Raw genomic sequence first — 12,031 nt, forward strand, 5'->3', positions numbered from 1 at the left:
AAAATTTTCAAGAGAAAGCTATGAATGTTGAGTTTAGAAAAAGCTCCCTAAATCCCCCAATTTTGGGGGACTTTTACCAGCTAATAGATTCTTTTTCCCCCAGAATTGGGGGCTAGGGGGCAAAATTCAGTATTAAATAACTTTTCAGATATCCTCTAACGAAAATTAGAAATATAAAAAAGTTAAAAGGTGAGGAAGAATACTATCGGATTAGAGTAGGAGATTATCGATTGGGTATTAAGGTTAATGATGGTATAGTCTTTTTCGTTAGGATACTTCACCGAAAAGAAATTTACAGATATTTTCCTTAGCTTTTCTAGATCGATCGCTTTCTTCAAAAGTGAAGCAATTAACAGAATCTAGTAGGTTGGGTTGAGGAACGAAACCCAACAATATACCTCTCCAAAAATCAAATCTGGAGATGTCTAATATCATGTCCGGTTGAAAATTTATAAATAATTAAGGAGGAGTCAACCCACTCCTAACTCCTCCCAGGAGAGTAAGTAATGTACCAGGAGAAAGAAGTGTTTTTATTACTAATTATCCGGACATAATATAATAATAAAACTTTGTTGGGTTTATCCTACGGATAAGCTCCGCTAACACTTCGTTCTACCCAACCTACATTGGAATAGTTTAGAATATTATCTAATAATTAACTTAATCTGAATCCAATTTTAGGAGGCTGAAAATTATGGAACCTATTACTATTGTAATGGCGCTAGCTGCTGTATTGGGGACAAAAGCTTTGGAAAAAACTGGAGAAAATATTGGGCAGGTGGTTTGGGATAAAAGTGCTAAGTTGATGAAATATCTGAAACAAGAATCTCCCGATACTGTAACTGCTATTGAACAATTTTCGGAGCAACCTTTGGATTATGGTCAGGCAGTTTTGGAAATGCAGGAGGCAGCAGAAAATCCTGATGTTGCTCGGACAATACAGGAGTTGGCAGCGGCAGTAGAAGAAAATCCTCATCCAAAGTTGACTGAGGTTGTGGAAGAAATTAGAGAAGCGTTAAAGTCTCTGGAGTCGGAAGATGAAAAGAATGCCAACATAGTAGCAAAAGAAGTTAAGGCGGAAAAAGGTGGGATGGTGGTTGGAAAAAGTGAGAATAAAATAAAGACAGAAAAAGATGGGATAGTTGCTGACACAATTGGTAAAATTGACAAACGTAAGATTGACAAACGAACTACTATTTGACTGACTTTGCCTGAACAGGGCAGAGAAAAGACTCTCAAGGAATGGCAAGATATTTGTCGGGAAATGCTGAATAATCAACTAACCAGTAATTCCCTATTTCACGATGATGAGGAGGCAAAAAACACCGAGAACAAATTTATGTTCCCCTGGCACTGGTGGAACGGAAAAAGTCAGAGAAAAGGCAACAAGATGGGTTATCTCCCGAACAGGGAACGAAACTTTATGAACCCCAATATGAAGAAAAGCACAGATTTACCCACAATACTTTCTTAAAAGAGATTTTACAGCAAAAACAAGGTAAAAGTCAAGGTCAAAGAATTTCTTTAATTGGGGAACCGGGGGCGGGAAAAACTACTCTGCTGCAAACTATTGCGAGTTGGATATTAGAGCAGAAGTTGGGTTTGCCCGTGTGGGTTTCTTTGGCAGATTTGACTCAAGGTGGGAATTTGCGGAATTTTGAGGATTATTTGTTGAATTCTTGGCTGCCTTTTTCTCCAGATAAGCGTCAGAAAGTGGGGGAGAATTTTACGGAACAATTTGAACGGGGGCGAGTGTGGTTGTTGTTGGATGGGGTAGATGAAATTGCTACTTCTGGCATTCAGACTTTGCAAAATATTTCTCGTCAACTTTCGGGGTGGGTGGGTAAAGCGCGGGTGGTGTTGACTTGTCGTCTGAATGTTTGGCAGGCAGATGTGAATGCTTTGTCTGAATTTGAGACTTTTCGGTTGTTGGATTTTGATTATCCTCAGCAGGTGGATCAATTTATTGATAATTGGTTCGATCCACCCCAGTCTTCTTTTGTAAGAGGAGAAGGCTTTATCTTGTTTTTGGAAAAAAAAGAGCAAGTAAAGCCGAAAAAAGATAAAGCAGATAGACTGAAGGACGAGTTGAGGAAAGATGAAAAAGCACAAGTCAGAGATTTGGTGCAAAATCCTCTGCGGTTGGCGCTGTTATGTCGGAGTTGGCAATTATATGAGGAAAGTTTGCCGGAGACAAAGGCGGAATTGTATGGTCAGTTTGTGGAGCAGTTTTATCTGTGGAAGTCCGATCGCTTTCCAATTGAGAAAAGCAAGCGACGGGAGTTAAATCTGGCATTGGGTAGGTTGGCGAAGGATGATATTGACTCTAGTAGAGGTCGTTTTCGGTTGAGCCAGGATTTTATTGAGAAGAGGTTGGGGGATGCTAATGATGAAAATTCTCTGTTTTATCTGGCGTTGCAAATTGGCTGGCTGAATAATGTGGGGGTGGCAGCAGAGTCTCCGACGAAAAAGGTGTATGCTTTTTTTCATGCGACGTTTGAGGAATATTTTGCTGCTCTGGCGATCGATGATTGGGATTTTTTCTTGCCTCGCGAACATAAGAATAAACCTGTGGAGGGGAAACGTTATCGTATTTTTGAGCCACAGTGGAAGCAGGTGATTTTGTTGTGGTTGGGGCGAGAGGATGTGGAGGAGGAAGAGAAAGAGGGATTTATTCAAGAATTAACTGAATTTCAGGATGGGTGTGGCAACTTTTTGTTTCAAAGAAAAATAGATAGGAGTTTTTATGGATACCGGGCTTATTTTCTTGCTGTTGCTGGAATTGCTGAATTTCGCTGTAGCCAAACTGATAAAATAGTGAAAAAAGTCACTGATTGGGGCAACGGTTTTAGTGCAATAGAAACAGAAGCTCAGGCTGTTTTACTAAAGACTCCAAGGAAAAATACTATCAATGCTTTGGTGGAATTATTGAGGTCTACTTCTGATGATAAGATTCGCAGGCAAGCAGCAGAAAACTTACTGAAAATTCACCCTGGTAATGAAAATGCGATTAATGCTTTGGTGCATTTGTTAGAGTCTGCTTCTGATGATAATATTCGCCTGGAAGCAGCAGAAAACTTACTGAAAATTGACCCTGGCAATAAAAATGTGATTAATGCTTTGGTGCATTTGTTAGAGTCTACTTCTCGTGATTATATTCGCTGGCAAGCAGCAGAAGGCTTAGGGAACATTGGTATAGGCAATCAGAATGCGATTAATGCTTTGGTGCATTTGTTAGAGTCTACTTCTGATGATTACACTCGTGGGAAAGCAGCAGAAGGCTTAGGGAACATTGGTATGGGCAATCAGAATGCGATTAATGTTTTAGTGCATTTGTTTAGGTCTACTTCTGATGATTACACTCGCGGGCGAGCAGCAGAAGGCTTAGGGAAAATTGGCATAGGCAATCAGAATGCGATTAATGCTTTGGAGCATTTTTTGAGGTCTACTTCTGATTCTGTCACTCGCAGGCAAGCAGCATATAGCTTAGAGAAAATTGACCCTGGCAATCAGAATGCGATTAATGTTTTAGTGCATTTGTTTAGGTCTACTTCTGATTCTGTCACTGGCAGGCAAGCAGCATATAGCTTAGAGAAAATTGGCATAGGCAATCAGAATGCGATTGATTCTTTGGTGCATTTGTTAGAGTCTACTTCTGATGATGACACTCGCAGCCAAGCAGCAGAAAGCTTAGGAAAAATTGCCATAGGTAATCAGAAAGCGATTGATGCTTTGCTGCATTTGTTAGGGTCTACTTCTGATTATTTGAGTCGCAGCCAAGCAGCAGAAAGCTTAGGGAAAATTGCCATAGGTAATCAGAAAGCGATTGATGCTTTGCTGCATTTGTTAAAGTCTGCTTCTGATTATTTCACTCCCAGGCAAGCATTATATAGTTTAGGGAAAATAGGCATAGGTAATCAGAAAGTGATTGATGCTTTGGTGCATTTGTTAAAGTCTGCTTCTGATAATTTGACTCGCAGGCAAGTAGCAGAAAGCTTAGGGAAAACTTTAGCAGAAGAGCAGATGGTGGCAGTCGTCACATCCCTAAAAGGCTGCTTATCAGCCATAGCCAACTTAAATAACAGCGATCGCTCCAAGGAATGCTATAAAGTAATCTGGAAATGTGCCCAAACTCTCCCCTACCCAGAATTTTATCGAGCTTGGCATCCTAGATCTTGATTGAAAAAACCTCATTGTTTTTTTGGTAGTTATGCTTTCTGTTAGGATTAGTCGTAGTCTTTCTAATCCCCTTAAAGTAGGCCCTTGTAGAACAAAGTGAAACCCAATCCACAAAATCCTTGGAGTTGGGTTTCGTTACCTCAACCAAACCTACAAATTCTATGATTTCCACCTTAATTGAGCGTCTAATATTTGCTTCTCGACCCATGAATAGTCAAGATTGGTTAGTGGTAGGAATAACATTGTTAATTTATGGAGCGATCGCCTTACCATTAGGCTTTAATTCTAGATTTTTACGAGTTAGTCAAAGCTTTCGTAATCTCAAAGAATTATTTCAGGGGTTGGTAGCCATATTTTTTATGCCATCTCTAATAGAAGAGTCGATATTTAGAGTTTTGTTATTGCCTCATCCCACCGAGAAAATTTCAACTATTATGTGGTGTTTTTGGGCAGCGTTAAGTTTATTTTTATTCATTATTTATCATCCAATAAATGCTCTAACTTTCTATCCCCAGGGAAACCCAACTTTTATGAAACCCATTTTTTTGACATTGACAGGAATTTTAGGATTAGTATGTACAGTAGCTTATCAATTAACTGGTTGTTTGTGGGTTGTAGTAATTATTCATTGGGCAGTAGTTGTGATTTGGCAATATTGCTTAGGTGGTAAAGAAAAGTTGTATGGAAGTAAGTTTTGACATCATCCGTATATCTGTGGCAAAATCCACATCTAGCCACTGTCTAGCTTTATCGTTGTTGAGTCATAGCCATTACTTTTTCCACTGTCAAATCTGAGATATTGTCAAGAGTAGGCAGTACATCAGTTCCAGCAAACACCAGTGGTAGTTCTTGATTCTCCCAAACCCAGATTTGCTGTCGCTGAATATCAATTAACCAAGCAATTTGAGTCCCGTTACCCAAACAGTGCAGAATCTTGTTCTGTAAATCTAATGTGCTTTGATCCGGGGAACGAATTTCAATTATCCAGTCCGGTGAACCTTGCAGTGGGCCATCTTGATTCCCAAGGCGATCGCTTTTGACAACCACAATATCTGGTACAGGAGATAAGGGAGGAATAATGCAGCGGAGTTCTTGAATAGCTTCATAAGCTTCGGTTTTGTTGTTAATAGTATTGACGAGGTTGCGCTGGAGGCGGGAATGAAACAGGGTTGGCATCGGTTTTTGTTGTGGTTGTCCACGGATAAATTCCCAAGCAGGAGAAGTTTCGATGTTGGGTTGTTGGAGAAAAGCGTCTAAGGAATTAGTAGTAGTTGATAATTGCATAAGTTTATTTTTTTTAGGGAATAGGGAATAGGGAATAGGGAATAGAAATTAAGATAGGTTTACCTAAAATATACGACTAGGAGAAACAGTCATTTTTTCAATTAAACTAATTTGTTCAGAAACAGGAAGTTGTTTAGCTAAATTCAGCACTTGTTCTAGCATAATAATATTACCAGGACTTACGCAAAAAAGGAGATTATACACCATTTGTAGGGGCGAACGGCCGTTCGCCCCTACTAGATGTGGTGGTTCTGCGTAAGTCCTGATTACCTCTTTTTATCAAACTTTTTATCAAGAGCGATCGGCAAAGATTAAATACAGTTTTTTCCTGGAGCGAAAGGTAAACATTCAGTAAAAATAATTTTATCCCTAGAAATTTTCCCAACTAAATAATTGTATTAATTCTCACTATTAAATCTTGCCAATAATTCCTCCCGTGATAATTGTAAAAGTAAAGGAGTAAATTCCTCTGGAGATAATGACAACATTGGTTGAATAATTTCTCTAAGTTCGTCATCTAAAGAATTAAACCTAAATTTCAAAACACTTTCGATAGCTGCAGTACGCTCCATTCGTTTAGCAGCTTCCAATTGCTCTAATAAACGTGGTGACAAACGCTCTAATAAACGTGGTGATAAGTGCATAATTAACTCCCTATCTTGTACTTCTAATTCTGAACTTACTTCTAAGTTACTACGCACAAATTATAATAATAAAAAGCATTTAACTGAATTAATTCTCACTATTAAATCTTGCCAATAATTCCTCCCGTGATAATTGTAAAAGTAAAGGAAGAAATTCCTCTGGAGATAATGACGACATTGGTTGAATAATTCCTCTGAGTTCTTCATCTAAAGAATTAAACCTTAATCTCAACAAATTTTCGATAACCATTCGGTTAGCTTGTTGTATTCCTTGTTCTATACCTTCTTGTTTTCCTTCTTCTCTTCCTAACTGAGTAGCAGTTTCTAATTGTTCTAATAATAGTGGTGATAAGCGCATAATTAACTCCCTATCTTGTACTTCTAATTCTGAACTTACTTCTAAGTTACTACGCAAAGATGATAATGACAACAAAGCATTTACCCGAAATTGATTATCTGGTGGCAATGCTTCTAATTCGTCAATCGCCTGTTGTTGTACTCTATCTCTGCCCAAAATTCTTAACCATAGAGTGTCTAATGTCTTTGGTAATTGATGAATTACTACTAATCCTGTTCTGAAATATTCCGGTAATAAATAAATTCCTGGACCCCAATTATTATCATCACTTTTAGCTCCAAAACCCTCTAATATTGTCTTTGATGCTGTAGGTGTTAATATCCATAATTTCGGATAATTATTTTCATTGAGGCGAGTATTTTCCCGATTTGCTCGACGGATAAAATCTGTATTTACCTCTAATAATTTAAGTAAACAACTCCGAATTTCATCAATTGTTACAGGATTTCTAAAGGGTTCAAATAAACAAATTGTTGTAGCTAACTTTCCTAATAACCCTAATGCTTCTGGAGAAATTTTTGGTTGAGTTGATGGTGCAAAAAACACATCTACTTGTCTAACTTCACTGCGAATTTCTAGAGGAACTTGACATTCTCCTAGTTGGGATAATAATTCTTCTAAATAATCTTTAGCAAATTGGTCATGGATAAATCTTGTCATACCGTTTCATGGAATTCAAATTAATAATTCAAAAGTCAAAAGTCAAAAGTCAAAAGTAAGAATTAAAGAAAGTCAAAAGTTACAGCAGGTGAAGTACAGAGATTAACAATTAAATGTTCCCAGTGCGGGCATCTTGCCCGCTATAGGTGTACCTCACAAAAATAGAATTCAAAAGTCAAAAGTCAAAAGTCAAAAGTAAGAATCAGGACTTACCCATGAGGTAGGAAAAACTAGAATTTGAGATTACTTCCCTATGGGTCGCAATGACGAAAATACTAGGACTAAAGTCCAACTAAGAACCTAATTATCACTGTTCTACAGAAGTAGTCTATCTATATTAAAAACCTCTATAAAACTCATACAAAACCAGATTTTTCCTTCTCTCCCAGATAACTAAACACCTTCTTTCTTCTTCCTTCTTCCCTCTTCCTTCTTCCTTCTTCCATAAAACTAAAAATCTTGGCAATTTGCCTGTACAATTTTTCTGACTTCTCCAGGTTCTAATTTGATTAATTTCTTAGTTGCTTGAATTTGAGTAGGCTGATTTTCTAACTGTTGACGCTCAATTAATTCCCATTCTTCTGCTGTTTTCGTGTAGCGTCTAGATGTAGCTCTATCCATATTCATAGATGTCGCAACTTCATTTAGAGAAGCCCATCCTGGTTGATTTCGCATTCTATGTAAATAGCGAGTCATTATATCAATATCAATTTTCATTGTCTATTTTCCTAATTATTTTTAACTCTATATAATTTGATAAAAAAGAATATTACCGAATAATTAATAATTAATAATTAATAATTAAATTATTTTGGTTTAAAGTCTCCCCTTTTAAGGGAAAAATAATATTTCCTTATATTCAATTCCGTAACGGTTTTAACCAGAGATAATTATCAATTATCCATTATAAATTATCAATTAATGAAAAGTATTTTAGAAAAGAAAGAAGCAAGAAAAAAAGTAATAATAATTGATTTTCTTGCTCAATTAGATAAATAAGTTTTGACAAAAGCAATTATTATCAAAATTGTCTATTCTTTATAGCAAATATCCATTGCGCTTAGTGTAATACTAGGTAATCTCATATTCAGATAATTAGTTATAAAAAAGTATCTGTTTGTAGGCGAGTTTAAAGCAACTACACGCCTAAATAAAATTTCAAGACTAAAATTACAACTTATAACCACAACTAGAACAAAAGCGATCGCTTGTTTGTACAGGAGCACCACATTGGGGACAAAAACGCTTCCCAGAAGTTGCAGAAGAACTTGACCCCATTTCCATCGACATATTACCCATCCGCATCTGCATTGGGTTCATCTTCATTTCCATATCACCCATTTTCATAGGTTCCATCGGTTTCATCGGTTCCATTGGTTTCATCGGTTCCATCGGTGGCATACTTGTGCTGGGTGTTGCCTCTACTTGTTGAAGCGATAAGACTTCGGCATCACTCAAATTAGGCGTCCCACCTATGGTACTTATTCCACCTGCCTGCAACTGAACAAAAGATTGTCCCTGTTCCGACTCTATCCGCAAAATGACTCCACTAGCAGTTTTAAACAGAGTGGGTACTACAGTCCATTTACCTGTTTGAAACCCTGTACTTGCCTGTTGTTGTTGACCAGGACCACCACTGGAAAGAGTTACCACAGTTTGCATTCCCTGATTTTCAATATAAACTTGCTGGCCATTACTAAGATTGCATTTGTAAGCCATAATTTTTAGTCGATCGTTAGTTAATTGTATCTATTATAACAATTTTATTGATAATAATTGTTACTCTTTTATGTAAATTTTACACTTATTTAATATAATAATTATAAGGTAGGCATTTCCTGCTAAATGCGCAGCTATCAGCTTTTTAATGAATGAAGCAAGCATTCGTTTAACTTCTACTATACTCTTAATCATAAATTCGTACTCTGAAGATTTGATAAAATTGCTTTTTTCTTCTTTAAAAGCTGATAGCTGACTGCTGACTGCTAAATGCTTATAATCAAAGTTTAATCATCATCAAGTAGTTGATAAATTATAAATAAAAATAGTGCAATTTGATTCTTATACACCGGGGAAATTTTACGATGAACTTTTCATCAGTAAAAATCAACCTCGTCCAGAAGCTCAATTATTGATAGAAAGAATTAATTCTCTTTCTGTAGGTGAACTATTGATGCGACAAAAAGCTGCACAGGTCGCTATGGTGAAACTTGGAGCAACTTTTAATGTTTATGGTGATAGTCAAGGTACAGAACGTATTTTTCCTTTTGATGTTGTACCCCGTATAATTTCAGTGTCTGAATGGAATTTTTTAGAGACAGGTTTGAAGCAAAGAATTCATGCTCTAAATTTATTTATTGCAGATATCTATGGAGAACAGAAAATTCTTCAAGATGGGATTATTCCTAGAGAGTTAATTAATTCTGCTTTTGGGTTTCTCAAACCTTGTATAGGATTAAAACCACCTTCAGGAATTTGGTGTCATATTACAGGGACCGATTTAGTTAGGGATAAAGACGGTCAGTGGTATGTATTGGAAGATAATTTACGTTGCCCTTCTGGTGTATCTTATGTATTAGAAAATCGACGGGTAATGAAAAGTACATTTCCCCAAATTTTTGCGACTTTAGGAGTTCGACCTGTTGATAATTACCCTGGTTATTTATTAGAAACTCTACTAAATTTAGCACCTTCTTATTTATCAAATCCTACTGTTGTGGTTTTGACTCCTGGTGTTTATAATTCGGCCTATTTTGAACATTCATTTTTAGCTAGACAAATGGGAGTTGAATTGGTTGAAGGTAGAGATTTAGTGGTTGTAGATGGGTATGTAAAGATGCGAACTACTAAGGGTTTGCAGCAAGTTGATGTTATTTACAGACGTATGGATGATAATTTTATCGATCCTTTAGCTTTTAATTCTGAATCTTTGTTAGGAATTCCAGGATTAATGGAAGTTTACCGTAATGGTCATGTTGCCCTTGCTAATGCTTTGGGAACTGGTGTAGCGGATGATAAAGTTATTTATGCTTATGTGCCGGAAATGATTCGTTATTATCTTGATGAGGAGGAAATTTTACCTAATGTTCCTACTTATTTATGTTGGGAAAAAACACAGTTAGACCATGTGTTAGTAAACCTGGATAAACTTGTGGTGAAATCTGCAAATGAAGCTGGTGGTTATGGGATGTTAGTAGGAACTCAATCAACTTCGGAGGAAAGAGCAGAATTTGCAGAAAAAATTAAAGCTAATCCCCGGAATTATATTGCTCAACCAACTCTATCTTTATCTAGAGTTCCAACTATAATAGATAATAAATTTGAAGGTTGTCATGTTGATTTACGACCCTATATTTTATATGGTAAAGAAATTTATGTTCATCCTGGTGGTTTGACTAGAGTGGCAATGAAAAAAGGTTCTTTAGTAGTTAATTCTTCCCAAGGTGGAGGTAGTAAAGATACTTGGGTTTTATCAGAATAAATTTGGGTGTATATCAATTTTGAATAAAGCTAAAAATTTATCTATTTTAGGCAACAGCGGTCAGACCCCGCGTCGGCGTCAGACACAAGGGAATGCTGACCAAGAGAGGCAACAAGCAACAGGCAACAGGGAATATATAGTAAAAAAGTATTTTTGCACATTATTTAATAGAGAGATTTTTCACAGAAAATTTTACTTGTGAAAAATGTCTAAAATCAGGAAAATTAAGATGGCAAATCAAAGGTTTATTTATGAGTCTTGATTAATTAATTTTTCCTCTTTCTTCTGGCATTAACAGAAAATTTTACTTGTGAAAAATGTCTAAAATCAGGAAAAATTAAGATTGCCATTCAAAGATTTATTTCTGGTTTTTGATTAATTAATTTTCCCTCTTCCTTATTCCTTCTGGCATTAACAGAAAATTTTACTTGTGAAAAATGTCTAAAATCAGGAAAATTAAGATAGCAACTCAAAGGTTTATTTATGGGTATTGATTAATTAATTTTTCCTTCTTCCTTCTGCCTTCTTCCTCCTTCCTTCTGCCTTCTTCCTTCTTCTTTCTTCCTTCTGGCATTAACAGAAAATTTTACTTGTGAAAAATGTCTAAAATCAGGAAAATTAAGATAGCAACTCAAAGGTTTATTTATGGGTATTGATTAATTAATTTTTCCTTCTTCCTTCTGCCTTCTTCCTCCTTCCTTCTGCCTTCTTCCTTCTGCCTTCTTCCTTCTTCTTTCTTCTTTCTGGCATTAACAGAAAATTTTACTTGTACAAAATGTCTAAAATCAGGAAAATTAAGATAGCAACTCAAAGGTTTATTTATGGGTATTGATTAATTAATTTTTCCTTCTTCCTTCTGCCTTCTTCCTCCTTCCTCCTTCCTTCTGCCTTCTTCCTTCTTCCTTCTTCCTTCTTCCTTCTTCTTTCTGGCATTAACAGAAAATTTTACTTGTACAAAATGTCTAAAATCAGGAAAATTAAGATAGCAACTCAAAGGTTTATTTATGGGTATTGATTAATTAATTTTTCCTTCTTCCTTCTGCCTTCTTCCTCCTTCCTCCTTCCTTCTGCCTTCTTCCTTCTTCCTTCTTCCTTCTTCTTTCTGGCATTAACAGAAAATTTTACTTGTACAAAATGTCTAAAATCAGGAAAATTAAGATAGCAACTCAAAGGTTTATTTATGGGTATTGATTAATTAATTTCTCCTTCTTCCTTCTGCCTTCTTCCTCCTTCCTTCTGCCTTCTTCCTTCTTCCTTCTTCCTTCTTCTTTCTTCTTTCTTCTTTCTGGCATTAACAGAAAATTTTACTTGTACAAAATGTCTAAAATCAGGAAAATTAAGATAGCAACTCAAAGGTTTATTTATGGGTATTGATTAATTAATTTTTCCTTCTTCCTTCTGCCTTCTTCCTCCTTCCTTCTGCCT

General features: G+C 36.3%; 13 protein-coding genes. 5 read left to right on the plus strand and 8 right to left on the minus strand.

Translation table 11 applies throughout. The annotated features are described in order from the left end of the window. The first annotated feature begins 173 nt into the window (after nt 1-173). The 4 genes from SAGCYANO_RS47215 to SAGCYANO_RS00535 all read left to right on the plus strand — a co-directional run bounded on the left by SAGCYANO_RS47215 (nt 174) and on the right by SAGCYANO_RS00535 (nt 4,877). Nucleotides 174-311, plus strand: a complete 138-nt coding sequence (locus SAGCYANO_RS47215; RefSeq protein ID WP_305081026.1) for a type II toxin-antitoxin system RelE/ParE family toxin — start codon at nt 174-176, stop codon at nt 309-311. A 383-nt stretch (nt 312-694) separates the two neighbouring features. Continuing rightward, nucleotides 695-1,201, plus strand: coding sequence for a hypothetical protein (locus tag SAGCYANO_RS00525; protein WP_202218303.1), 507 nt, complete (start codon nt 695-697; stop codon nt 1,199-1,201). Between the two features lie 155 nt (nt 1,202-1,356). Further along, nucleotides 1,357-4,179 (plus strand): HEAT repeat domain-containing protein, encoded by a 2,823-nt coding sequence (locus SAGCYANO_RS00530; RefSeq protein WP_202218304.1) that lies wholly within the window; start codon nt 1,357-1,359, stop codon nt 4,177-4,179. Nucleotides 4,180-4,340: 161 nt separating this feature from the next. After that, nucleotides 4,341-4,877, plus strand: a complete 537-nt coding sequence (locus SAGCYANO_RS00535; protein WP_202218305.1) for a type II CAAX prenyl endopeptidase Rce1 family protein — start codon at nt 4,341-4,343, stop codon at nt 4,875-4,877. A 49-nt stretch (nt 4,878-4,926) separates the two neighbouring features. Here SAGCYANO_RS00535 and SAGCYANO_RS00540 read toward each other — a convergent pair whose 3' ends face one another. The 6 genes from SAGCYANO_RS00540 to SAGCYANO_RS00565 form a co-directional block, all read right to left on the minus strand. Continuing rightward, nucleotides 4,927-5,463 carry a Uma2 family endonuclease gene (locus tag SAGCYANO_RS00540; protein WP_202218306.1) on the minus strand — a complete coding sequence of 179 codons (537 nt, stop codon included), beginning with the start codon at nt 5,461-5,463 and terminating at the stop codon, nt 4,927-4,929. A 398-nt stretch (nt 5,464-5,861) separates the two neighbouring features. Further along, the gene (locus tag SAGCYANO_RS00550; RefSeq protein WP_202218308.1) at nt 5,862-6,164 is read right to left on the minus strand and encodes a hypothetical protein; all 303 of its coding nucleotides are present in this window, start codon (nt 6,162-6,164) and stop codon (nt 5,862-5,864) included. A gap of 31 nt (nt 6,165-6,195) precedes the next feature. Continuing rightward, nucleotides 6,196-7,125: a flagellar assembly protein H gene (locus tag SAGCYANO_RS00555; protein WP_202218309.1), complete on the minus strand. Its 930-nt coding sequence runs from the start codon at nt 7,123-7,125 to the stop codon at nt 6,196-6,198. Nucleotides 7,126-7,481: 356 nt separating this feature from the next. Next, nucleotides 7,482-7,604, minus strand: coding sequence for a hypothetical protein (locus SAGCYANO_RS47220; RefSeq protein ID WP_255502432.1), 123 nt, complete (start codon nt 7,602-7,604; stop codon nt 7,482-7,484). Next, the gene (locus SAGCYANO_RS00560) at nt 7,576-7,842 is read right to left on the minus strand and encodes a transcriptional regulator (RefSeq protein ID WP_202218310.1); all 267 of its coding nucleotides are present in this window, start codon (nt 7,840-7,842) and stop codon (nt 7,576-7,578) included. The genes SAGCYANO_RS47220 and SAGCYANO_RS00560 overlap by 29 nt, the downstream gene beginning before the upstream one ends. 453 nt (nt 7,843-8,295) lie before the next feature. Further along, nucleotides 8,296-8,844, minus strand: coding sequence for a zinc ribbon domain-containing protein (locus SAGCYANO_RS00565; RefSeq protein WP_202218311.1), 549 nt, complete (start codon nt 8,842-8,844; stop codon nt 8,296-8,298). A gap of 328 nt (nt 8,845-9,172) precedes the next feature. Between SAGCYANO_RS00565 and SAGCYANO_RS00570 the strand changes: the two genes are divergently transcribed. Then, nucleotides 9,173-10,606, plus strand: a complete 1,434-nt coding sequence (locus SAGCYANO_RS00570) for a circularly permuted type 2 ATP-grasp protein (protein WP_202218312.1) — start codon at nt 9,173-9,175, stop codon at nt 10,604-10,606. A 643-nt stretch (nt 10,607-11,249) separates the two neighbouring features. Here the strand turns inward: SAGCYANO_RS00570 and SAGCYANO_RS00580 are convergent. Next, on the minus strand, nt 11,250-11,417 hold the full coding sequence (locus SAGCYANO_RS00580; protein WP_202218316.1) for a hypothetical protein: 168 nt from the start codon (nt 11,415-11,417) through the stop codon (nt 11,250-11,252). Nucleotides 11,418-11,608: 191 nt separating this feature from the next. Further along, a complete protein-coding gene (locus SAGCYANO_RS00590; RefSeq protein WP_202218317.1) occupies nt 11,609-11,776 on the minus strand; it encodes a hypothetical protein in 168 nt (55 codons plus the stop codon). Nucleotides 11,777-12,031 lie beyond the last annotated feature (255 nt).

It is taken from the genome of Okeania sp. KiyG1 (assembly GCF_014132355.1).
In the GTDB taxonomy this organism is placed as follows: domain Bacteria; phylum Cyanobacteriota; class Cyanobacteriia; order Cyanobacteriales; family Microcoleaceae; genus Okeania.